Raw genomic sequence first — 24147 nt, forward strand, 5'->3', positions numbered from 1 at the left:
CCCAATTTGGTCGATGTCTGAAGAAAGATGGTGTCCTGCAAAAGGATTAAACACAGGCGATAAAGTATTTACCTTGGCAGTTGATAAACAGTTCCATTTTTTATATGCAAATAAATTGTATAAAACTACTGATAGTGTTGGAAAAATATATGGTCATACCTCACCACCATTACAGGATTTTGAAGATGCAGTTAGAATAGATACTTTTTTTGAAATAAATAAAGATTATATATATGGTTATAACCAAATTTATAGAAATAAATATAAGCCAGCACTCTTAAATGAACTTGACTTAAAATTGGTAAAGGAGCTCGCAGGTGCTGCAGACTCAACTAGTTTGTTATGTGATGTATATAATCTGGAAGTAGCAGAAAATCATACTTATTTTGTAGGCGAAGAAGGTTTATGGGTACATAATTGTGATAACTGCTTTAATAGTGACTTAGTCCGAGAATATGTCCCAGTTGTACCTAGCGATGGTACAGGTACGGTTTATTACAAAAGTGGTTTATCTAATTAGTTCTTAGTTCGGTTGATGCAAATGGCAACTCTATTGCAAATAAAGACTTTATTAATAATCCAAGAGTACTAGTTTTCTTGCCAGTCAAGGGCATTTACAAACTTTGGCGGAGTTAAAGGCGCCTATGGATAACAATATACAACATACCTGTTTTGTAGCAGGGACATTGGTTCATACCAATCAAGGTTTAATTCCGATTGAGCAATTAAAAGCTGGTGATTTGGTACTTTCAAAACTTGCAAATGGAGAATTGGTCTATAAACCAATTTTACGGACCATTGTGACAGAAAATGTACAAGTTTCATTGATTGAGTTGGAACAATGGGTAGATCCACCACTACCTATGAGAGAGCGTTTGAATTTAAGAAGATTAGTAAATTAGCAAAAACCAATACAATTATTGGTTACTGCCAATCATCCTTTCTGGATTGAAAATAAAGGTTGGCGAACAGCAGAGGAGATGACATGGGAGGATCTTGCTGTAAGTAAAGATGGCACTCGGTTTGTTGCAAGAAGTGGAAATAATCCCTATAAAGATAATGTACTTGCTCTAGTCTATAAAACTGATCGGCCTGATATTGGATTTGTCCCTTATTTTGATGAAGATAATCCACCATCAAATGGCAGTTTAATTTGTTTGAGTACAACAGAGGAAATAGGCAATGCTGATTATAAACCTGTTTTAAGCAAGTTATTTGTTTATGATAAGCAGTGGAAAGAAAATTTATTAGGTCAATTACCAGAAAACCAGTGTGCAAATGTAGAGTTTTATGGCTTTAAACAAGGACATTGGGTCGATCCCGAAACCGTAGAATGGAATGAGGGTGAGGGTTTTCTCACTACAACAGTTTATAATCTTGAAGTGGCGGATACACATACTTATTTTGTGGGTGAAGCTGGGATTTGGGTACATAACTGTGGTGGTGAAGAAACTACTGTTAATAGTCTGACACTTGAAATGGTAGAAGCATTGTTACCAGCAGCTAAACAATACTGGATTAATGATATTCGTTTAGTTGAAACTTATACTTCAACAGTAAATCAGGTCTATGCAATGGTAGGGCAAACCACTTACTTGCCAATTATTGCTGCTCGTAGTAATGATCAAGATGGTTCAGAGCGAATCAAGCTGGAATTGACAGGCTTTAGTCAAGGCACAGTACTTACTGATGGAGCAAACTACATTACGATTAGTTCGACTCAGCAGTGGATAGATATCAGTACTTGGGATTGGGCTCAGTTACGCTTTGCGGGTAATCGTAATCAGGACATGACGATTCAGGTAAAAGCCACAGCCATTGAACAAAGCAACCAGCACAGTGCAAGTAGCTTGAAAACAATTTCAGTGAAAATGCTAGGTGGACAAGCCTGTGTAAGCCCTTGGCAATTGGTCAATGGTTTTGTTTCTACATGGGTAAACCGCGTTGAATCTATTCCATTACAGGTAAAAGCGCATTGGTCATGCCAGATTCCACTGCTTTCAACTCAGTTAGAGTTAAATAGCCTGCCAAAAGAAGAAGATGAGGATCAGATTCTACTCCGTCGGGAAGAACAGTCCGACGCATGGCTTAAAGGTTTGGAACAAACTGCACAGCAACATTGGAAACAATTGTTTTAATGAACAGCGGGGTAGGGATGAATGAGCCATCCCTACTTTATTTCTAATCTAAACTTAATAATCTTAAAAGGAATAAAAATGCCCCCATTATTTTATATCTGGGATGCAAAGCAGCATCATCCTGATGTCCAAATTAATGATCTTGAACAGGCTGAGTATTATGCAACTCATCCACAGAATATCGGGTATAGCGATAATCTAGAACAATGTTTACGTGCTATTATTAAAATAGTGACTGACCCCGAACTTTCAGAAAACTTTGATCAAGATATTATAGATTTTTTTGATAATGCAGAGGGATATATTGTACCCACACAAGAGAATGTGTTGGATATAGATCGTTATTTCTTTGAAAAAAGTCAATATTTATATAAAATTGTTGTTGAAGCGATTATAAAATATGATGTGGTAGGCTTTGATGCAGGGGCGTATATCTTCTTCAGCAAAGACAATATATTTCCAAAACAGACCAGTATTCAACGCTGGCTAGATACAGTTCAACCCATTACCAAAGATCAGTTAAGCCAGTTTAAAGCATTACCAGCTAATAAAAAAAAATTAGCAGATTTTTATAGAGCATGGCTGATGCAATATAGAGAAAAAATAAAATTTACGGAAGAAACAAAAAAAAATCAATATAATAACGGTGTTTGTTTATATAGGGATTTGAATGAAGCTATATATGAAAAAATTATTATATTAACTGCATCAAATTTATCTAAATATGAACTTGGATATTCGAAAGTCTCATTGAGTAGTTATATCCAGTATTCTGAAAATAAAGCCTTTTGGATTCGTAGAGAGCATTTTATTAAAGGTTTTACTTTGCAATATATACCAGAACTGCATGGTGTAGAGGGCGAGCCTTTAGCAATAACACATCCTAAACAGCTTGAAAGTATTTTTAAGCAAATTTATGATTTTTTAATTTATGATGCTGAGCAACATAAAGATTTAGAAACTTTAAATCAGTGGGTTAATCATGGTGATGAAAAATACTATATTACAGGTGGGGCTGTATTCAATCGTTTAGCTTTTGCTAAATATTTAAATGATCCTTTGTATGATGAATTAGTGCAGGAAGCATTGCCTTTTATTTTGAAAGATGAATATTATAAAGATGTGACAATTGATGAAATATATAAAGAGGTTGAAAGAAGATATAACGATGTAATATCTTGAGTTGATTTGGTGGTTTTTTGTAAAATGAGTTATTTAATAGCTCATTTTTTTATTTTATTAGGATTCTAATAATTTTAGAAGGAATAAAAATGTCCTCATTATTTTATATCTGGGAAGGGCTTTGTTGCACAAAGATTTATTATCCTAAGCGACTCAGGTTTAAGTGACAACTTGGGTGTGTAGTCAGCCTAGCTCAGTAAATTTATTTAATACTGCTACACGAGCATAAATTTCATTTACTTGGCTTTGAAATATCTCCCAATAATTTGATGCAATGCATCTTGGTTTCTACCAAGCTTCACCTGTGATACCTAGACCACTTTTTCCAAATTGTTCTTCCTAGGTATTTGACCGTTTTCAACAATTCATTTCTTGCCAAAGATCTCATTTTTTTGTCTTTCCAGAGCTTCGCATTTTTTCTTGGCGGAATCACTGCATATGCCTGTCGATCTGAAATGACTTTTCTGCAGTATTTCGTGTCATAAGCCCCATCTGTATAGACAGAATCAATCCACTCATCCAGTGGAATTTGATCAAGTAAAGCTGCATCAGAATAGGGTTGATTTCGTCCGTGTTTACCTTGTGGTTGAGCATACCATTAAGTAGTGGGATCAAACCAAATCGATATGTTTCCTCGATTGATCAAGGCTTTATTGTAAGAGCATCAATTTGTTGTACGGTAGCCTTTAGGTATAGGCTTATTCATTTGTAAATTATATTGCTGAATAAGCCGTCATGAATAGGTTTGTGCAACAAAGCCAGTAGATCACGCCAAGGACAGTCAGTTCTAATTCTATAAAAAATTGCTTCGATAAAACCTCTGAGATTATGTTTGAGATAGATACCAAACTGTGGACAATAGATTTCAGCTTTAACCCGTATTGATCTGCTAGCATTGGTTGGTGCATAGTGATATGTAAAGTAAATTGGCTTTTAATAAACCTAACATTTTTGAGCTGACAAAAATTCACTATACTCAGTATTTGTATCCATGAAAAAAATTACACGTTCAACTAAAGACCAATGATTTGATTTAAAAAATTTCCTTTAATCTGGCTTGGAGAATAGAATTGCTCGTTACCCGTTATAAGCCTTTAATCATAATCATACTACTGGTTTTGCTCGTCAGTTTTGCTACATATCGTTGGTGGCAAGGACCATTGTTACCTAGTTATGAAGTCGTATCTAGTCCATTGATTCAGACAGTTGTTGCTTCAGGACGGGTAGAGAAAGTATCTCGGACTCAGATTGGCAGTGAAATTACAGGGGTTGTTCTTGAGCGCTTGGTTCAAGAGGGGGATCGGGTCTCTCAAGGGGATGTTCTTTTAGTACTGAAATCTGATGAAATTTCAGCGCAGGTGCGGCAGGCAGAAGCTGAATTAAAGGAACTCGCAACCACTAGACGTCCGCAAGCAGAAGTCGATTTAGCGAATGCCAAAGTGCAATTAGAACAGGCTCAAAGAGAGGCGGTACGCAGACGAAATACCGAATTAGGAATATTATCAGCAGAGGAAAGGGAGAAATCGATAGAGGCAGAAAAACTCGCTCGTAATAATTTGGAATCAGCTCGATTAAAAGTTGCTTCACTTGCCCCAGATAAAGTTGAAGAGACAAAATTACGTGAGCGACTCGCTGCACTACAAGCGCAACTCGCCAAGACCAAAATTCGTGCAGAAGTTTCAGGTATTATTTTAACCCGTAATGTTGAGCCAGGGGATTTGGTACAACCGAGCCAGACTCTCTTCACTATTGCACTGGATGGTGCGACTGAAATTCGAGTGCCATTTGATGAACGAAATTTACCACTGCTGGCTTTACAACAAAAAGCAGCAGTGATTACGGATGCCTATCCAGATCAACCTTTTCCTGCCCATATTAATTTTATTGCCCCAAGTATTGATGCTCAACGTGGCACAGTAGATGTCCGATTAACAGTTGATCCAGTCCCTGATTTTTTGCGTCAAGACATGACGGTATCAGTAAATGTTGAAACCAACAAGCGCGAGCGAACCTTGGTCATTCCAAATGATGCTTTAAGCAGTATAAGTGGCAATAAGGCTATGGTTATTTTAGTAAGAGATAGAAAAATTCAACGTCATCCTATCACACTGGGTTTACGTGGTTTGGTCATGTCTGAAGTTGTAGCTGGATTGAAAGAAGGTGATCACGTCCTTACCGATGCAGAATCAGTGCTTAAAGATGGAACTCGTGTCCGAATAGAGCAAACTAAACGTGTTTTGCAGAGTCAAACGGATCCGACAAATAGCAAAAATGAATTACCGGTGAAATTCGATTGAAAAACTTTTTTGGGCGACTTTGGACAGAGTGGACTATCGCAATCAGTTTTCTGCGAGAGGGTCGCACACAGTCGATGATGATTACCATTGGCGTCGCGGTGGGGGTAGCGGTCATTGTGTTCATTAGCGCCTTAATTCAGGGCTTACAATCGAATATTGTAGAAAGGACTTTAGGGACGCAGGCGCATATTCGTTTGCTCTCACCAGATGAGGTGAATCACATTGTGCCACCAGCAGCAGGAACACTTCAGTTGTTACAAGAAGATCAGCGTGCGCAACGCTTACGCTCTATTAATAATTGGCAGCAGATTACTGAGACTTTAGATCAGTTGCCCGTGTTGACGGCGGTTTCTCCTGTGGTCTCTGGTCCTGCATTTGTACAGCGCGGAGATGCGATTCAATCGGTTGCTTTGGTTGGTATCAATCTTGAACGTTATCAACAGATTATTCCGTTAAAGCAATATATGGTGAGTGGTGAATTACGGGTCAGTGCGGATAATGTATTAATTGGGCGTCAATTGGCCAAAGATTTGGGTGTGCAAGTCGGAAGCAAATTAAGGTTAGATACTGGACAGCAGAAAAATGCAGTGGTGAACATCTCTGGAATATTTGAACTGGGCGTGCGTGAATTGGATGCGCGCTATGTTTATCTGGATTTGAAACAGGCGCAATCTTTACTTAATTTGCCGGGTGGGGTGACCGTGATTGATCTGACGATTCAAAATATTTTTCAGGCGGATCAAACTGCCTCACAAGTCGGACGCTTGACAGGATTAAAAGCAGAAAGCTGGATTGAAACCAATGCTCAATTAATGAATGCGATTACTGCTCAGAGCCTTTCGACCAACATGATTATTGTTTTTGTGGGGATTTCAGTCGCTTTTGGCATTGCCAGTGTGATGTCGGTGAGTGTGGTGCAACGGACTCGGGAAATTGGTATTTTACGTGCGACGGGGGCGACGCAAGCGCAAATTTTAAGAGTTTTCTTATTTCAGGGAGCAATTTTTGGTCTGCTTGGTTCCATGCTTGGTAGTGTAGTCAGCTATGGTTTGATCTGGGGATTTAATCAGTTTGGTCCTGGTTTGTTTTATATTTCGATTTCAATCAAGCTTATCTTGTCGGCATTATTCTTGGCGACTTTGACAGGGGTTTTGGCTGCTGCAATACCATCCCGTCGGGCGGCTGCACTCGATCCTGTGGAGGCAATTCGTCATGTCTGATTCATCTCAGGAAGTACTGCGTTTAGAAGCATTGCGAAAGTCCTACAACGTTGGGCAACCTAATGAAGTGGAGGTATTACATGGAATTGACCTGTGTATTCAACGCAACGATTTTGCTGCATTAATTGGTCCTTCTGGTTCAGGAAAAAGTACTTTACTGAATATTCTTGGCTTATTAGATCAGCCTAGTCGTGGTGAGTTGTACTTGTTGGGTCAGGCGACAAGCTGTATGGATGATACGGCTCGGACAGCGTTACGTGGCAACAGTATTGGTTTTGTGTTTCAGTTCCATCATCTTATACAGGCCTTTACGGCCTTAAATAATGTACTCATGCCATTAATGCTGAAGCAAGGCAAGCCAGATCAATTTGCGTTGCAATATGCCCATGAATTATTGGCCGCCGTAGGCTTAGATAAGTTCGCTGACCGTAAACCGAATGAGCTTTCTGGGGGCCAACAGCAGCGCGTGGCGATTGCACGTGCACTGATTACTCAGCCTGCACTATTGTTGGCCGATGAACCGACAGGTAATTTGGATACTCAAACTGCTGCGGAAATGTTTGAATTATTTCGTAAAGTACATCGCGAACATGACTGTGCAGTCCTTTTGGTGACTCATGATCCTAGATTATCGGCAACCTGTGATCGAACTATTAATCTGGTGGATGGGAGAATTCAGAGTGATTTCAAACACGAGATGAAATAAGGACAAATACGGATCACACGTCTGGGAATAGCAGTTCAAAACATATACCTTCTGCGCTATTGACTGCCTGATACATTCCCTGATGAAGCGTCAAAATGGATGCCACAATCGACAGGCCTAAACCGCCCGTTTGATGAGGGCTTTGTCTGCTGGAGCTGCACTGATAAAAACGCTCAAAGAGATGAGGCAAATGTTCAGGGGCAACTTCTAAACCACTGGTGATCACAGATAATGTAATCATCTGCATATTATTAATGATCTTTCGGCGGCTAAGCACATAAATAGTTCGGTGATTGCCGCCGTGAATGAGCGCATTTGATATCAGATTATACAGCGCTTGTTGTAACAGTTCTGGATCTGCCAATAGCTCAGTCGCTTCAAGCCTTAAAACAAAATTGCAGTGTTGTTCTTCAGCTTGATACTCGAAAATACTGAATATATCTTCTATAAATGATTTGAGCTGAATTTTCTGTTTGTTTAAGCAAACTTTGTGTGCATCTGCGCGGGCTAGAAATAACATGCTGTCAATCATTCGTTTTAAACGTTGATAGTCCTCCAAGTTGGAAATCAAGAGTTCCTGATACTGTGCGGGACTACGTTCATTCATGAGTAAAATTTCAGTCTGCCCGATTAAATTATTCAATGGGGTTCTAAATTCATGCGCAATGTCTTCAGAGAAGCGATTCAGTTGGCTATATCCCATTTCAATACGGTCAAGCATGGCGTTGATATCGGATGCTAGTTGTTCAATCTCTTGAGGGGGATGAACTAGATTGAGTCGCTGCTCAAGTTTGTGAATATTGATGGCATGGGTTTGTTCTCGCAGAGTTCTTAATGCGTTCAATCCCAGACGGCTAGCAATGGCACAGAGTATGAAAATGGCCAAGATGCCTGTAAATACATAAATGAAAAGACGTTTTTGAAAAGGCGAGATGATGGCTAAACGTTCAGACCACTGTTTGCCTGCAATTAACACATAGGGCTGCTGATTGATTTGAATGGTTTTCCAAGCAATACGCGTGGGGTAAGTATGAGCCGATAAATCTTGGAATTGAATCTGGGGTTGATGGGTAAATTCAGGCAGCGGAATACCAAGAGGATTGATGTTGATGAGAATCTGATCGCCTTGAATCAATAAAAACAAATTATCCTGATTTCCCAACATGTTTTGATACAGCTTCGGGCGAGCGATAATCTGTTCAATATTGCTACTGTCTTGCAGCAAAATTTCCAGTCGCTCAATTCGTTCAACCAAAGCCCGATCTTGCTGAGCAATTAAAATATGGTTGATACCCAGATAGGTCATAAATGCTACAGCGCACAAGACCATTGCAGCACACCCTGTAACCAATAGTGTTAATCGGAGTTCTAAAGAGCGAATGGGCTTGAACATTATGCTTCAACCGAAATTTTATAGCCCAAGCCACGGACAGTATGAATGAGTTTTATCTCATGCCCCTCGTCAATTTTACTGCGTAAGCGTCGTACCGCGACATCAATAAAATTCGTATCGGTATCAAAATTGATATGCCAAACTTCGGAAGCAATTTGCCTACGCGTAATAATTTCATTTGGGTGCCGCAGCATAAAGTGCAATAAATTAAATTCTTTTTTACTGAGTTCAATTAACTGCTCATGTCGCCAAACTTTATGATGGATTAAGTCCATTTTTAAGTTGCCCATGCATAGCTCGTTTTCCTGAACATACTGTTGCCGTCTCAGCAAGCTTTTAATGCGTGCGAGTAATTCAATATATGAAAAAGGTTTGGCCAGATAGTCATCGGCACCCAGTTCCAGACCTTTGACCCTATCAATAATCTGGTCTTTGGCAGTGAGAAAAATCACGGGTATATGGGAAAATTGACGCAATACTTTTAAGACTGCCCAGCCATCAATATCGGGTAGCATCACATCTAGTATGACCAAACTATATGAATGCATTTTTAATTTTTCCAAGCCTTCTAGCCCTGAATGAACACATTCAGCCGCATAGCCAGATTCACTTAAGCCCTTCACCAGATATGAGGCGATCTTCACTTCATCTTCGATAATTAGAATACACATTTTGCTTAGACTCATTTTGAAGATGACAACTTTGTAATGTGATTGTCATGCTTCAAATCATTCAGGTTGTATAAGATTTTGTAAAACTTAATTCGGGGCAATCATGATGAACAATCTCAAAGGGCTTGTTTTAACAGTAATGCTGATGAGTAGCAGTACTTTTGCACAAACTGTTCAATTGAATCAAGTTTATTCACTCGATTCCAAAGCTGCACACACCCTTGTTGATGCCGCAGTGGCTGCTTGTCAAAAAATACAGCACAACATTGCTGTGGTTGTGGTTGATCGGGGAGGAAATACCTTGATGGCAAGTAGGCATGAAAATGTCGGCCCCCATAATTTGGGCGCAGCCGAAAAGAAAGCCTATACCGCTTTATCGACCAAAACAGCGACCTTGCTGTTAAGTCAAAATGCCCATGAAAACAGTGATGCAAAAAATTTAACCACTTTATCTAATTTGCTGTTGTTAGGGGGTGGTTTACCAGTGCGTTATGAAAATCAGGTGGTCGGTGCAATTGGGGTTGCGGGTGCAGGAGGTGCCAAAAATGACCAGTATTGTGCTGAGGCAGCCATTCAGTCTAGTTTTAATCGTTAAGGATTCCATTATGTTTAAGAAATTTTTACCACTCTCAACATTGTTATTGACATCAATGACGTTTGCACAAAATAACCCATTAAGTGTACACGTGTTAAATCTAGAAAATGGTTTACCTTCTGCTGATGTTGAAGTAGTGCTCGAAAAGAGTTCTGGCAATAAATGGGTGAAGCTGAATCAGCAAGTTACAGGACAAAATGGTCGTATTGCGGCACTTTTTCCTGAAAATCAGCCGTTAGCACAAGGGATTTATAAGGTTACGTTCAAAACAGGAGACTGGTTCAAAAAGAATAATCAGAGCACTTTTTTCCCAGAAGTCCCCGTTATCTTCAAAGTTGATGGCAGTGTCAGTCACTACCACATTCCCTTGTTATTAAGCCCCTATGGATACTCGACCTATCGAGGTAATTGATAATCTAAAGGGCTGGTAAAACTAGCCCTTTTATTTGCTTATAATTTAATACAAAGAAATGTATTTGTTCATCATTTCTGGGAAAACATATAACAAAAACAAATTTGCTGAATCAGTTTGATATAAAAATATACTCTAGAGGTATTTCACAAAATTAATTTTTTCATTTAAAAAAGGAAAAAGATTTTGTCTTGAGATATAGTCTAAATGAATGGATAAAAGAATGACCAATCGAAGGATTTTGATTGGCATAAAAGTTGCTGATTTAAGCAATAGGGTCTTAGCTAGGTGAAAAGGATATGACATCACTCAGCCAACAGATGAATGTGAACCACTATTCTCGGCAAGCAGATTTTGCTCAGAATTTAATGGCGAGCATTTGTGGTGAGCATCGTTTAGAGACAAGTGCACGTGATACCTTAGATTTTCATTATGATGGTATGCGGTTACCTAATCGAAAAATGGCAATTGGCACGATTCGTTATGGTGCAAATGTTGCCATCAATATTTCCAATTTAAAAGCCTACAGTATTAGCTTGCCTTTGCAGGGGAAACAAGCCTTAAGTATTCGTGGTGAAAATTATGTTTCGGATGAGAATAGAGGGTTAATTGTCTCGAATAATCATTGTCAGGAGTTAATTATTGACCGTGATTGCCAGAAATTGCAGGTGGTGATTCCTGAGCGAAGTATGCACATGGTTTTGGCAGATTTGTTGAATCAGTCAATTGATCAGCCCATTATTTTTAATCCAGAAATGCACATTGATTCGACACAATTAATTCATGCATGGTGGAAAAATATTCAAAATTTCTTGCAGTTTAATGCACAGAATAATGGTTTTTTTGGCTTGCAAATGTTGTCTGATGACTATGAAAATTTTGTGATTAAGGCGTTATTGCTTTCTCAGGAGCACAATTATTCTGCGGCATTAAAAGTACATGCACAGCAACAAGAGCCGATCTATATTCGCAAAGTTAAAAATTTTATTATTGAGCATGCACATGAAGATATTCGTGCTGATGATTTACAACGTTTGGCAGGTGTTTCAAAGTCAAAACTATACGATGAATTTCAGCAATATTATGGTACTAGCCCGATGTCTTTTTTGCGCAAATATCGCTTGCAGCAAATTTATAAAATTTTAAGTCATACCAATATGAGTGCTAAGTTATCGATTTCAAAACTGGCTTACGATTGGGGTTTTACTCACCTCAGTCGTTTTTCCCAAGACTATAAAGAGGAGTTTGGTGAAAAGCCAAGTGAAACTAAAAATAAGTCGCGTGAATAAATGATTAGATATAAAAACCCCCCTGATTGAGAAATTTCATCAGGGGGTTTTTCTATGCGATATGCAAATGTGTTAGACCGAATTTTCTAAGTTATAGATTGCTTTAGATTTGGATTTTTCATAGATGACTTTTAGGGTTAAAGCTATAAATGAAATGAAAGTTGGGATAGCCAGTACAAAGAAGATGCCACCTAAGCTTAAGTTAAAGGTGAAAATGAGTGAACCGAAGAATGCACCTAAGATTGCGCCAATCCGTCCAATACCATGCATCCAAGACACACCAACTGCGCGGCAAACGGCTGGATAGAACATCGTTGCTAACGGTAGCAATGAAGACTGCGCACCAGCAAGCAATGCACCAATCAAGAAAATGGTGATACCGAGCAACAAAATATTTGAGCTGACTACACCTGCAACAAGGAATAAGCCGAATGCAATGAGATAGGCATATTTAATTACGGTGGTTGGATTCACTTTATCCATATACCAACCCATGATGGTTGCGCCAATTACGCCACCAAAAGGAAAAATTGCGGCAATTAAGCTAAATTGTTGTGTGCTAAAGCCTGCCGTTTTTAAAATAGTTGGCATCCAACTGGTTAAAAGATAAAACACCAATAGACTGGTAAAACAGCATAACCACAACATGCTTGAACCCCACAAGTATTTGCCCAATACAATTTTTACAGGATTTTCATTGGTGGTTTCGGTTTGTGGTAAGACCAGTTTCACAGGTTCATTAAAAGGATGACCTTGAATCTTTTCTAAGATGGCGAGTGCTTTGTCTTGGCGGTTACGTGCAATCAGCGATTGTGTTGATTCAGGCAATGCAAGTAGCAAGACAATCACCAACAGTAAAGGAATACTACCGCCAAGAATAATGACCTTAGACCAACCAAATCCTTCGAGTAAATAAGCGGACAATACACCACCACAAGAAATGCCTAACATAAAACCACAACCTGCGAGTCCTGTGAGGAAGGCTTTGCGCTTAACTGGCATATATTCAGACACCATGGTACTGATGTTTGGCATAGCTGCACCTAATCCAATCCCCGTAATAAAACGGTAAATCATCAGTTCTTGGGTAGAGCTGGCAAAACCGCAAAGAATGGTAAATACTGAAAATAGCAGTGTGGTTGTGACAATAATGCCTTTACGACCAAACTTATCGGACAGGGGACCTGAGATAATCGCACCGATTGACATGCCGACCAATGCGGCACTGAGTACGGGTGCCAGTTGTGGTTTGCTAATGCCCCAATCATCCAGTAAAGCAGGCGCAATAAAGCCAATAATTCCCGTATCTAGACCATCACAGAAAAAGACCAAAAAACCCAGAATAAAGACGAGCCATTGTAAGGGGGAGAGCTTCTCTCGATTGATAATATTGGTTGCTTCAATTGTTCTCATAATTCTTCCTTTGAAAGTATGATTTAACTCGGTTGGATTGACCCTTTTTATACAAATTTATTCATGGCATTGATGGATGAATTTTGCGTGAGCAATGTTCTTATGCCATGAGCATGAGTGAAGGGTATTCTATTTACACCAGAGTCATAACCTTATTTTGATAGGTATCAGGACTCTTTAAACGGTAGAGTAAGCTGTGATATCGCGAGGTATGAACATATCTTGATTGAACTATTTTTATACTTGGAGGACTATCCACTAACTCCTGAACTTCATCCATTTTTTCCATTCGTGCTGGATCGTTTTTTTTTACAGATTATTTTGTGCCACCTACACAAGCAAAAGAAGCATCCATATTTAGAAACGCGATATAGAATTGCGCATGGATTGGATAGTGCTCGCAGCTTTTGGACAGTCATCCTAAAAATTTGGATAGAAGATAAAGCCATAACAAAGTCAGGAGTTGACGATTATGGCTGGTCAAACGATTCAGATAAAAACCGAGACTGGTAAACAATTTAGTGCTTACTTGGTCGCCCCATCTTCAGGTAAAGGTCCAGGCATTGTGTTGTGTCAGGAAATCTTTGGGGTCAATGCTGCAATGCGGGAAAAGGCAAACTTTCTTGCCGAGGAAGGATACACCGTTCTTGTTCCTGATTTATTTTGGCGTAGTGCGGCCAATATTGAATTGGGCTATACCCCAGAAGATTTTCAAAAAGCTTATGCACTTTATCAGCAATACGATGAAAATTTAGGCGTAGAAGATATTCAGGACAGTCTGGCTTATCTGCAAACACGACCTGAATGCGATACGTCTACAGGGCTGGGTGTTGTTGGATATTGCTTGGGCGGAAAACTGGCATATTTAGCTGCCTGTCGTTTGCCAGAAGTTACTTGCGCCGTTGGGTACTACGGGGTTGGTTTAGAAAATGTATTGGATGAGCTAGCTAACCTAAAAGGACGTTTGGTACTGCATATTGCAGAGTTAGACCAATTTACGCCACCAGATGCACGACAAGCGATTTTGCAAGCCGCGAGTCAATATAGCAATGTCAAAGCTTATGTCTATGAAGATGTCGATCATGCCTTTGCTCGACCGAAAAGTGAACACTACCACAAACCATCAGCCCGATTTGCCCATGAGCGAACGGTGACTGCACTGCATGACACGATTGGACCACATTATGATTTGGTGGCGTTATGGGAAGAGCATATTCGGCATGAGTTTGATACACGAGATGTCCCAGCGACGATGGCAACCATGGTGGCAGAACCCTATGTCAATCATATTCCAACGTTGACAGGTGGTGTGGGTCAAAGTCAGTTAGCGCGTTTCTATCGTTACCATTTTGTCCATCAAAACCCTGAAGACATGAAGATTACCTCTATATCACGCACGGTGGGATCAACGCAGGTGGTCGATGAATTTATCATGAGTTTTACTCACGACACCGAAATTGATTGGCTACTGCCAGGGGTGAAACCAACAGGAAAATACGTCGAAATTCCTATGTTGGGTGTTATTCAATTTCGCGGTTCTAAACTGTGTCATGAACATATTTATTGGGATCAGGCATCGGTACTGGTGCAAATTGGTTTACTCAACCCTGAAGTATTGCCTGTGGCAGGTGTTGAGACGGCTAAAAAACTCCTGAATGAAGATTTACCTTCCAATACGCTGATGCCGTCATGGAACAGCAGCGAAGGCAAACCCATTGGTGAGGGAGTTTGAAGATGAATATTGATTTAAAAGGCAAGGTTGCCGTGGTCAGTGGCGGTGCAACTCTCATTGGCAAAGCCGTGGTTCAGGCTTTGGTAAATGCAGGCGCACGCGTTGCCATTCTAGATATCGATGCCAACGGAAAGAAAATTGCAGAAAGTTTTCCTTATGACGTGATGTTCATACAAGTGGATTTGACCAGTGATGTTGCGATTCAGCAGGCCGTCAAGAACATTCATCAGCATTTGGGTGAAGTCAGTTGTTTAGTGAACTTGGCATGTACTTATTTGGATGATGGCTTTCAGTCCTCGCGTCAGGATTGGCTAAAGGCATTGGATGTCAATGTGTTGTCTGTAGTGGAATTAACGCGTGCCTTTTATCCAGACTTAAAAAAACATCGTGGTTCGATTGTGAATTTTACTTCGATTTCTGCCAAGTATGCGCAAACAGGACGCTGGTTATATCCCGTATCCAAAGCGGCTATTCGCCAATTAACTCAAAGTATGGCCATGGATTTTGCCGTTGATGGCATTCGGGTCAATTCGATTTCCCCAGGTTGGACATGGTCGCGGGTGATTGCCGAAGTCAGCGGCAACAACCGTGAAAAAGCAGATGGCGTTGCCGCAGATTATCACTTATTGGGTCGCTTGGGACATCCAGAAGAAGTGGCGAATGTGGTGCAGTTCTTACTATCACCTGCAGCGAGTTTTGTAACTGGGGCAGATTATGCCGTTGATGGTGGATATTCGGTCATGGGACCAGAAGGAGCACAACCAGCCATTCCACGCTTAGCCAGCTAAAACAGACATTCATTATTCAGAACATTAAAAAATTTGGAGAAGCACATGCGCCGTATTGCAATTGTTGGAGCAGGACAATCAGGTCTGCAACTTGGATTAGGTCTGTTAGATACAGGCTATGACGTGACCTTAATTACCAATCGTACTGCCGATGAAATCCGTCAGGGCAAAGTCATGTCGAGTCAATGTATGTTTCATACGGCTTTACAAACAGAACGGGACTTAGGGCTGAACTTTTGGGAAGAACAATGTCCTGCAGTGGAAGGAATTGGCTTGGCTTTGGTCAATCCTGAACATGGTGGCAAAGCATTTGAATGGAGTGCGCGTCTGGAACGCTATGCACAATCGGTCGATCAGCGCGTAAAAATGCCCTTTTGGATGCAGGAATTTGAAAAACGTGGTGGACGATTAATCATTCAGGATGTTGGTATTGAAGAACTAGAGCAATTGGCCAATGAATATGAGTTGGTCTTACTCGCCGCAGGAAAGGGTGAGGTCGTCAAGCAATTTGAACGTGATGCGGAACGAAGCACTTTTGATCGACCGCAACGTGCCTTGGCACTGACCTATGTCAAAGGCATGAAACCCGTCTCGCCATATTCACGCGTCACTTTCAACATCATTCCAGAAGTGGGGGAATACTTCTCTTTCCCTGCACTGACCATTAATGGACCATGCGACATTATGGTTTTTGAAGGCATTCCCAACGGCCCTATGGACTGTTGGCAGGATGTACAAACGCCTGAACAGCATTTACAGCGCAGTCTTGAACTGCTTAAAAAATATGTGCCATGGGAATTTGAGCGTTGCAGCAATGTTGAACTTACCGATGCAGGCGGCTATTTGGCAGGTCGATTCCCACCAACAGTGCGTAAACCTGTTTTGACGCTGCCTTCAGGTAAAAAAATCTTTGGTATGGCCGATGCTCTAGTCGTAAATGATCCAATTACAGGTCAGGGTTCAAATAATGCTGCCAAATGCAGCAAAATTTATTTCGATGCCATTTTGTCTAATGATGATCAGGTCTTTAGTGAGGCATGGATGCAGCAAACCTTTGAGCGATATTGGGCCTATGCCGAAAAAGTCGTGGCGTGGACCAATAGTCTGCTGTTACCGCCGCAACCGCATGTTGTGGAATTACTTGCAGCAGCCAGCCAGAACCAAGCGATTGCATCAGTGATGGCAAATAACTTTGATGACCCACGAGATTTTGCACCGTGGTGGTTTGATGCGGAACAGGCTCAGCATTTTCTTGCCATGAAAACAGCTCAAAAAGTTGCCTAATCAGGTTTTGTAAAAAGGATCTTACTCATGATTGATAGCATTGAAGATATGGCATTACAGCCAGTAAACGTGGAAAACCCAAGAGAAATACGGAATTTACTTGGGCAGTTTGCAACAGGCGTAACGGTCATCACGACACGCAGTAAGCAGGGACGAAAAGTAGGCATGACTGCGAACTCTTTTTCTTCCTTGTCACTCGACCCGCCATTAATTTTATGGAGTTTGTCTAAAACTGCCCCAAGCCTGTCAGATTTTGTTGATGCTGAACATTTTGCGATTCATATGTTGGCACAGGAACATCATTCACTTTCAGGACATTTTGCCAAAGCCTCTGCCGATAAATTCGCAGGAATTGCACATCGAGAATGTGATGTGGGTGTACCCATTCTGGAGGATGTACTGGCAACCCTTGTCTGTCGAAATGTGACCCAATACGAAGGAGGCGATCACCTTATTTTTATTGGTCAGATTGAGCAATATCAACAACGGCAGGGAGAGCCATTGGTTTTCCATGCGGGGAAATACCGAGTCGCGGCTGCTCATCCAGAGCTAAGCAATTAAAGATTTAGTCACGATGTTTCATCGTGACTTTTTTATTTAGGAAAAAACAATGAAGTCTCATGTAGTACAAAAAAGTGTTTTGCTCTGTAGTTTGAGTTGTATTTCTGTCATGGTACAAGCCTATGATTTGCCGACTGTAAATTTAGGTATGACCAGCTTTTTAGATGGCGGCTTACCTGCGGGAACAGGTTGGTATGCACAGACCTATTTTCAAAACTATGAAAGTGATGAATTGGTCGATGCACATGGAAACAAACTCCCTTTACCGAAAACAGACCTCAACTATCAAGTGATCGTGGAGCAAATTAGCTACTTATCTAATGTTAAATTAGGCGATCATGCCAGTTTAGGGATTAACTTTCTGATTCCATTTGTGAGCAAAATGGATATGGACGATGGCTTGAATAATCTGGCAATCAAGTCGCAAAGTGGTTTTGGCGATGTCATGATTGGTCCTTTTGTGCAATTCGATCCAATTATGGGCGCAGCAGGTCCAAAATTTGTACATCGGATTGAGTTCCAAGTGAACCTGCCAACAGGGGATTACAGTTCACAAAAAGATATCAATCCAAGTAATCATGCCGTTTCGTTGAATCCATATTGGGCTGCAACCTACTGGTTTAATCCAAAGTGGACGGCTTCGACACGCATTCATTATCTGTATAATTTTAAAAATGATGATCCAAGTTATGCATTTTCAGGTGCAGATGAGCTTCAAGCAGGGCAGGCATTACATGCAAACTTTGCTACAGATTATGCAGTTACGCCACAATTTCGCTTAGGGCTAAATGGGTACTGGTTAAAGCAAATCACCGATACCGAAGTGGATGGCGAGAAAGTAAAAGGACGTAAAGAAAAAGTTTGGGCAATTGGTCCAGGTGCAATGTACAGTTTTTCACCAAATAACCATGTGGTTGCCAATGCCTATTTTGAACAAGATGCAGAAAATCGTCCTGAAGGGACGCGAATGCAAGTTCGTTATATTCATCATTTCTAATTCAACTTCGCCTTTTATCCATACAGGATAAAAGGCGATTTATTTCTTTGAGCGCTGAATTGTAGATTGTATTTAAATTGGGTTAGCTACAACGACGGGTAGATGATGGCAAAGTTCCAAAGCGTCTTTTATATTCTTGAGAAAATCTACCTAAATGCGTAAATCCCCATTTAAATGCCACGTCCGTAACAGTTAAATGTTCATTTCGTACAAGTTCTAAGTGTGCCTGCTCAAAACGTAATTCTCTCAGATATGCCATTGGGGTCGTGCCCAAATAGTTTTTAAAGCCCGTAAATAAAGTACGAACACTTACACCTGCTTGTTCGGCCAGCGTTTCCACACTTAAAGGCTCATGTAAATGTTGTTGAATATAGGCTTCAGTCCGTTTAATAAAGTGTGGCGAAATCGTTTTATCTTTATGAGAATCAATTTTATCCAAGCCATTATTGGGCTGCCCATAAATCAGCGCGTTTAATAGATTCGATTCAAACTGTTTAAAAGCCAATGGATGATGCAGTGGATGTTTGTCGCATGCCAGAGCATCTATTAAGGTGCGGAGCAATTGCAAAAAGTAGCTGCCATTTTGGCTAGTAAAATCGAGTTTAGGATCAAAAATAAGCGGAGTGTTGTCAGTGTCAGGAATATGTTGGCGACAATGATGCAGAAAATCATCTTTAGAAATTTTTAAAATGAGTTGCGGAGAGTTGGCATGCCAATGCATCCGTAAAGATTGTTGTGGTGAGATGATGGATGCGACTTGCGAATAGGACATAAATTTTTGACGTCCAAATTCAATTTCAGCATAACCGTGGGTTGGAATCTGGATTAAATAAAATTTGTCTAAATGGTCGGGTTCTATAATCACATCCGCACCGTAGACTAGACGGCTAATCGACAGGGCACCTGTTTTAATATGGTGCATGGTTGCACTAAAATTTTTCTGTGGCTTGGAGATTTTTAACAGGTGAGGTTTAAAAACTTGCCCCACATTTTTACAGATTTCATTTATATCTTGATGGTTGAAAAGTAAATTATGGGGAGAAAAAATAGATTCCTGCTGGAAATTCCGTCCATTTAATTCAGAAGAGTTGGCTTGATACATATCGTTATTCCTTTGGCTAACTCCTGCTTGTATTTCACCTTTGAAAATTCTGCTCGGAAGAATTTTGAAGCGGGTGTAAATACTGCACTTAGATGATTCAGTTGTGCGCAAAATATATAAAGATCAATGCAAGATACAGACCAGAATTGCCAAAAAATGCTGCTTTCAACAAGTATTCAGTGAAGGAATCAATATCCTTATTTTAAGTGTTTAATAACAGGCATATACTTGAAGATTCCATTCCATGCGCTTGGTTTTCTTATTCAGATCTTAGTCCTTAAGATCGATACAATTTTATAGCAAATCCAAGTGATCTGGTCAATTTTATGATCACTTGGATGATGCTGATCTTATTGAAATATGATGTATTTAAATGAATGTATGCTTATAGACATACATTCATTTGTAGGAAATTCATAAGATTCTGATTAAACGTCGTTGGCTGTTCCACATTAGAAATATGCGATGCATCAATTTCTACCAACTGACTGTTCGGAATCTGACTCTGCATAAACTCAGCATCCGCCACGGTTGTCACAGGATCTTGCCGTCCTGCAACAATCAACACGGGCACTGTAATTGTCTTTAATTGTTCCCGAACATCCGCTTTAGCCAAAGCTTCACAACAACTCGCATAACCTTCTGGGCTGCCAGCACCTAAGTCGTTTGAAAGCGTTGCAACTGTTGCTGCGTTGCTTTGGATAAAGGGAACTGTAAACCATCGCGAAGCTGCGGTGTCCGCGATGGATTGTAAACCTTGAGATCTGACTAAAGCCGCCCGATCCAGCCACGCCTGCTCCTGACCAATTTTAGCTGCCGTATTACACACCACCACATGGCTAAAACGCTCAGGATAATGAATAGCCAACCATTGACCGGTTAAGCCTCCCATAGAAATCCCACAAAATGCAGCGTGTTGAATCCTTAAATGATCCAGCAAATGAATCACATCTTCCCCCAATTGTTGCAGGCGATAAGGACCTTGCGGGGTAGAGGAAGCACCATGGCCACGCGTGTCATAACACACCACAAAAAACTGCTCTTTTAAAGCATTAAACTGCTGCTGCCACATGCCATAATTGGTGCCCAAAGAATTGGAAAATACCAAAGCAGGATTGCTGGCATCACCAAAAGTTGCGTAATTGATGGTTGCATCATTTGAAATAAATGTTGGCATAAAATCCCTCCCGACCTCCCTTTAAAAAAGGGAGGGGAAATATCTTAAATAGTTATGATTTGTTAAACCCGCTGAATAATCATTGCAATGCCTTGACCGACACCAATACACATTGAACACAAGGCATAGGTTCCACCCGTTTGTTCCAATTGGTTTAAAGCCGTGGTGACTAAACGCGCACCCGATGCACCGAGTGGATGCCCCAAAGCAATCGCCCCACCATTTGGATTCACCTGTGTCGTATCGTCTGCCAGACCTAGGTCACGGGTAACCGCCAGTGCTTGTGCCGCAAACGCTTCATTCAGCTCAATCACATCCATCTGTTCAAGACTGAGATTGGCTTGTTTGAGGAGCTTCTTAATCGCTGGCGCTGGGGCAAAGCCCATGATGCGCGGTTCAACCCCCACAGCCGTAGATGCAATAATCTTGGCACGGGGTTTGAGGTTGTACTGTTGAATCGCCTGTTCCGAAGCAATCAGTACAGCAGCCGCACCGTCATTGATGCCTGACGCGTTTCCCGCTGTGACGGTGCCTTCTGCTGTGACGACTGGCTTCAGTTTAGCCAAACCTTCTAATGTGGTCGATGCACGTGGATGTTCATCTGTATCCACCACAATTGGATCACCCTTACGCTGCGCAATACTTACAGGGACGATCTCATGTTTAAAAAAGCCTTGAGCTTGCGCGGTTGCGGTGCGCTGTTGACTCGTCAAGGCAAACTGGTCTTGATCTGCACGATCAATATGAAACTGTTGTGCCACATTCTCTGCGGTTTGCGGCATGGTCTCTACACCATACATGGCTTTCAGCTTCGGATTGATAAAACGCCATCCCATGGTGGTGTCTTCAATCTTCTGGCTACGACCATAAGCCGTTTCCGACTTGCCCATCACAAAAGGTGCGCGAGACATACTTTCCACACCACCTGCAATGATCAGATTCGCTTCACCGGCTTTAATCGCACGGGCAGCCATGGCAATCGCATCCAACGATGAACCACATAAACGGTTGACTGTTGTTGCTGGTACTTCAACTGGTAAGCCCGCCAATAATGCCGACATACGACCGACATTGCGGTTGTCTTCACCGGCTTGGTTGGCACAGCCGTAAATCATGTCATCGACTTGGGTCCAATCGACACTGGGATTACGTTGCATTAAGGCTTGAATCGGTACGGCACCCAAGTCATCGGCACGGATTGGGGCTAAACCACCTGCATAACGGCCGAATGGGGTACGGATGGCATCGATGATATAAGCGTTTTTCATTCTTACGTTTCCATTTTGAAATCTGTTGTTGTCACTGCCACAAATGATGGATTTATTCATTTTCCTTTGCGTAGGCAAAGCCTCACTTTTGATAGGGCAAAAGTGACAAAACCCTTTGTTACTCAGACACAACATCCTTGTTGTGCTGAGCAACGAGGCGACATCCTTGTCGCTAGCCATGTGAGCAAAGACAGTTTTAAATTTCTTTCCCAGCATTTGCTCGTGCTCAACGTCATCAACAACCTACTCAAATCCTGATCAGGATTGTTTTTGCAATCCAATTGGATAGATGCCTATAGTGAACAGGTTTTGTTGATGACAAAGTTTTTCTTGCGTGACGTTGTCACTCATTTTTTAAAAAAGTAACAAGAACGAGCGGTTGGACTTTGAATCCCCCTTTAAAAAGGGGGAAACTCCTCCCTTTTTAAAGGGAGGTCGGGAGGGATTAATTATCCTTGTGTCGCATCCACCAACGGAGCGCCCGTCATGGCCTGCAATTCTGCAAAGCTTAGACCGTCGACTTTCTCAATCACATTTAAGCCGTCTGCGGTGACATCAATCACACACAGATCGGTGTAAATACGATCGACACATTTCAAACCTGTCGCGGGATAGCTCAATTCAGCCACGATCTTCGGTTCACCTTGTTTGGTCACATGGTCGGTGGTGATAAAGACCTTCTTAGCACCGACGGCTAAGTCCATTGCACCACCCACAGCCGGAATTGCATCGGGTGCGCCGGTATGCCAATTGGCCAAATCCCCATTGGCCGCGACTTGGAAGGCACCGAGAACCGCAATATCCAAATGCCCACCCCGCATCATGGCAAACGAGTCCCCATGATGGAAAAAGGCTCCGCCTTGTAACATGGTCACATATTCTTTACCTGCATTGATCAACTCAGGATCTTCTTCACCTGCGGCGGGCGGTGGACCAAAAGCCAATAAACCATTTTCAGAATGTAAGAACACATCTTTATCTGAAGGCAGATAGCTGGCTATCTTGGTCGGTAAGCCAATACCGAGATTGACATAAGCCCCATCAGGAATATCTTGTGCCACACGTTCTGCAATTTGGTTACGGCTGAGTTTTTGATAGCTCATGATGTTCTCCTGATTACACAGCCACAGGTTCAGGTTGAACCTGTACCACATGTTGAACAAAAATACCTGCGGTGATGATGTGTTCAGGGTCTAAAGCACCGAGTTCCACCACTTCAGAAACTTGAGCAATGGTCACATTGGCTGCCATGGCCATGATTGGGCCGAAGTTACGTGCCGACTTGCGGTAGACCAAGTTGCCCCAACGGTCGCCTTGCTGGGCTTTAATCAAAGCGAAGTCGGCTTTGATTGGATATTCCAGTACATAATCTTTACCGTCGATATGGCGGGTTTCTTTGCCTTCGGCCAATAAGGTGCCGTAGCCAGTTGGGGTAAAGACTGCCCCGAGTCCCATGCCTGCGGCTTGAATACGGCAAGCGAGGTTACCTTGAGGGACCAGTTCCAATTCGATTTTGCCTGCACGATAGAGTTCATCGAAGACCCAAGAGTCGGACTGACGCGGGAACGAACAAATGACTTTTTTCACGGCACCGGCTTTGAGTAATTTCGCCAGACCATAGTCACCATTACCAGCATTGTTACTGACGATGGTAAGGTCTTTAATGCCGAGTTGAATTAAGCCATCGATCAGTTCAGCAGGCTGTCCTGCTGTACCAAAACCACCGATCATAATGGTTGAGCCGTCTTGTATCTGGGATAAAACTTCATGAATTGAAGCGGTTGATTTATTGATCATGTAAAGCACCCATACATTGATTTTCGGATCTGCTTCATTCGTGCAAATATCAAATGTCGAAAAGGGGAGTTGGAAATTAAAAAAATGTAGCGTTATTTGGAAACTGAATGGAATGAGCTAAGAGT

The 24147-nt window shown here is 41.4% G+C and carries 23 protein-coding genes and 2 pseudogenes; 15 read left to right on the top strand and 10 right to left on the bottom strand.

All coding sequences use genetic code 11. The annotated features are described in order from the left end of the window. Positions 1–13: 13 nt before the first annotated feature. The 4 genes from M5E07_RS06605 to M5E07_RS06620 all read left to right on the top strand — a co-directional run bounded on the left by M5E07_RS06605 (position 14) and on the right by M5E07_RS06620 (position 3320). Positions 14–520 (top strand): HINT domain-containing protein, encoded by a 507-nt coding sequence (locus M5E07_RS06605; RefSeq protein ID WP_252223208.1) that lies wholly within the window; start codon positions 14–16, stop codon positions 518–520. 124 nt (positions 521–644) lie between these two features. Continuing rightward, positions 645–902 carry a Hint domain-containing protein gene (locus tag M5E07_RS06610; RefSeq protein WP_252223210.1) on the top strand — a complete coding sequence of 86 codons (258 nt, stop codon included), beginning with the start codon at positions 645–647 and terminating at the stop codon, positions 900–902. 78 nt (positions 903–980) lie between these two features. Beyond that, complete coding sequence (locus tag M5E07_RS06615) at positions 981–2138, top strand: HINT domain-containing protein (protein ID WP_252223212.1); 1158 nt, start codon at positions 981–983, stop codon at positions 2136–2138. A gap of 21 nt (positions 2139–2159) precedes the next feature. Next, a complete protein-coding gene (locus M5E07_RS06620) occupies positions 2160–3320 on the top strand; it encodes a hypothetical protein (protein ID WP_252223214.1) in 1161 nt (386 codons plus the stop codon). A gap of 183 nt (positions 3321–3503) precedes the next feature. Here M5E07_RS06620 and M5E07_RS06625 read toward each other — a convergent pair. Further along, positions 3504–3966 (bottom strand): annotated as a pseudogene (locus M5E07_RS06625) (transposase). Positions 3967–4061: 95 nt separating this feature from the next. Continuing rightward, a pseudogene (locus M5E07_RS06630) lies at positions 4062–4228 on the bottom strand (transposase); the annotation flags it as partial. A 162-nt stretch (positions 4229–4390) separates the two neighbouring features. Here M5E07_RS06630 and M5E07_RS06635 point away from each other — a divergent pair. Genes M5E07_RS06635 through M5E07_RS06645 form a run of 3 tightly spaced genes read left to right on the top strand, consistent with a single transcriptional unit; the run spans position 4391 to position 7543 of the window. Further along, a complete protein-coding gene (locus M5E07_RS06635; RefSeq protein ID WP_252223216.1) occupies positions 4391–5617 on the top strand; it encodes an efflux RND transporter periplasmic adaptor subunit in 1227 nt (408 codons plus the stop codon). Continuing rightward, complete coding sequence (locus M5E07_RS06640) at positions 5614–6837, top strand: ABC transporter permease (RefSeq protein ID WP_252223218.1); 1224 nt, start codon at positions 5614–5616, stop codon at positions 6835–6837. The genes M5E07_RS06635 and M5E07_RS06640 overlap by 4 nt, the downstream gene beginning before the upstream one ends. Next, on the top strand, positions 6830–7543 hold the full coding sequence (locus M5E07_RS06645) for an ABC transporter ATP-binding protein (protein WP_252223220.1): 714 nt from the start codon (positions 6830–6832) through the stop codon (positions 7541–7543). The genes M5E07_RS06640 and M5E07_RS06645 overlap by 8 nt, the downstream gene beginning before the upstream one ends. A gap of 13 nt (positions 7544–7556) precedes the next feature. Here the strand turns inward: M5E07_RS06645 and M5E07_RS06650 are convergent, their stop codons facing one another. Together M5E07_RS06650 and M5E07_RS06655 are read right to left on the bottom strand one after the other, a co-directional pair. Further along, the gene (locus tag M5E07_RS06650) at positions 7557–8939 is read right to left on the bottom strand and encodes a heavy metal sensor histidine kinase (RefSeq protein ID WP_252223722.1); all 1383 of its coding nucleotides are present in this window, start codon (positions 8937–8939) and stop codon (positions 7557–7559) included. After that, complete coding sequence (locus M5E07_RS06655; protein WP_252223222.1) at positions 8936–9607, bottom strand: heavy metal response regulator transcription factor; 672 nt, start codon at positions 9605–9607, stop codon at positions 8936–8938. Before M5E07_RS06655 ends, M5E07_RS06650 begins: the two co-directional genes overlap by 4 nt. 106 nt (positions 9608–9713) lie before the next feature. On the opposite strand from M5E07_RS06655, the gene M5E07_RS06660 reads away from it, so the two are divergent. From M5E07_RS06660 to M5E07_RS06670, 3 genes are all read left to right on the top strand, one after another. Further along, on the top strand, positions 9714–10202 hold the full coding sequence (locus M5E07_RS06660) for a GlcG/HbpS family heme-binding protein (protein ID WP_252223724.1): 489 nt from the start codon (positions 9714–9716) through the stop codon (positions 10200–10202). A 10-nt stretch (positions 10203–10212) separates the two neighbouring features. Next, complete coding sequence (uraH, locus tag M5E07_RS06665) at positions 10213–10614, top strand: hydroxyisourate hydrolase (protein ID WP_252223224.1); 402 nt, start codon at positions 10213–10215, stop codon at positions 10612–10614. 299 nt (positions 10615–10913) lie between these two features. Then, positions 10914–11903, top strand: a complete 990-nt coding sequence (locus tag M5E07_RS06670) for an AraC family transcriptional regulator (protein WP_252223226.1) — start codon at positions 10914–10916, stop codon at positions 11901–11903. 72 nt (positions 11904–11975) lie between these two features. On the opposite strand, the gene M5E07_RS06675 is transcribed toward M5E07_RS06670, so the two are convergent. Continuing rightward, positions 11976–13316 carry an MFS transporter gene (locus M5E07_RS06675; protein ID WP_252223228.1) on the bottom strand — a complete coding sequence of 447 codons (1341 nt, stop codon included), beginning with the start codon at positions 13314–13316 and terminating at the stop codon, positions 11976–11978. Positions 13317–13788: 472 nt separating this feature from the next. On the opposite strand from M5E07_RS06675, the gene M5E07_RS06680 reads away from it, so the two are divergent. The 5 genes from M5E07_RS06680 to M5E07_RS06700 all read left to right on the top strand — a co-directional run bounded on the left by M5E07_RS06680 (position 13789) and on the right by M5E07_RS06700 (position 18678). Further along, entirely contained in the window at positions 13789–15048 is a 1260-nt protein-coding gene (locus tag M5E07_RS06680; protein WP_252223230.1) for a dienelactone hydrolase family protein, read from the top strand. 2 nt (positions 15049–15050) lie between these two features. Continuing rightward, on the top strand, positions 15051–15836 hold the full coding sequence (locus M5E07_RS06685) for an SDR family oxidoreductase (protein ID WP_252223232.1): 786 nt from the start codon (positions 15051–15053) through the stop codon (positions 15834–15836). Between the two features lie 45 nt (positions 15837–15881). Continuing rightward, entirely contained in the window at positions 15882–17120 is a 1239-nt protein-coding gene (locus tag M5E07_RS06690; RefSeq protein ID WP_252223234.1) for a styrene monooxygenase/indole monooxygenase family protein, read from the top strand. Positions 17121–17150: 30 nt separating this feature from the next. Next, on the top strand, positions 17151–17681 hold the full coding sequence (locus M5E07_RS06695) for a flavin reductase family protein (protein WP_252223726.1): 531 nt from the start codon (positions 17151–17153) through the stop codon (positions 17679–17681). Positions 17682–17790: 109 nt separating this feature from the next. Next, the gene (locus M5E07_RS06700) at positions 17791–18678 is read left to right on the top strand and encodes a SphA family protein (protein ID WP_416252058.1); all 888 of its coding nucleotides are present in this window, start codon (positions 17791–17793) and stop codon (positions 18676–18678) included. An 82-nt stretch (positions 18679–18760) separates the two neighbouring features. Here M5E07_RS06700 and M5E07_RS06705 read toward each other — a convergent pair whose 3' ends face one another. The 5 genes from M5E07_RS06705 to M5E07_RS06725 form a co-directional block, all read right to left on the bottom strand. After that, positions 18761–19780, bottom strand: a complete 1020-nt coding sequence (locus M5E07_RS06705) for an AraC-like ligand-binding domain-containing protein (RefSeq protein WP_252223238.1) — start codon at positions 19778–19780, stop codon at positions 18761–18763. A 385-nt stretch (positions 19781–20165) separates the two neighbouring features. After that, entirely contained in the window at positions 20166–20957 is a 792-nt protein-coding gene (gene pcaD, locus M5E07_RS06710; RefSeq protein ID WP_252223240.1) for a 3-oxoadipate enol-lactonase, read from the bottom strand. Between the two features lie 62 nt (positions 20958–21019). Continuing rightward, positions 21020–22225 carry a 3-oxoadipyl-CoA thiolase gene (gene pcaF, locus M5E07_RS06715; RefSeq protein WP_252218595.1) on the bottom strand — a complete coding sequence of 402 codons (1206 nt, stop codon included), beginning with the start codon at positions 22223–22225 and terminating at the stop codon, positions 21020–21022. Between the two features lie 449 nt (positions 22226–22674). Then, positions 22675–23328, bottom strand: coding sequence for a 3-oxoacid CoA-transferase subunit B (locus M5E07_RS06720; RefSeq protein ID WP_252218593.1), 654 nt, complete (start codon positions 23326–23328; stop codon positions 22675–22677). Positions 23329–23341: 13 nt separating this feature from the next. Beyond that, the gene (locus tag M5E07_RS06725; RefSeq protein WP_252223242.1) at positions 23342–24022 is read right to left on the bottom strand and encodes a 3-oxoacid CoA-transferase subunit A; all 681 of its coding nucleotides are present in this window, start codon (positions 24020–24022) and stop codon (positions 23342–23344) included. Positions 24023–24147 lie beyond the last annotated feature (125 nt).

The organism is Acinetobacter tibetensis (genome assembly GCF_023824315.1).
Taxonomy (GTDB): Bacteria; Pseudomonadota; Gammaproteobacteria; order Pseudomonadales; family Moraxellaceae; genus Acinetobacter; species Acinetobacter tibetensis.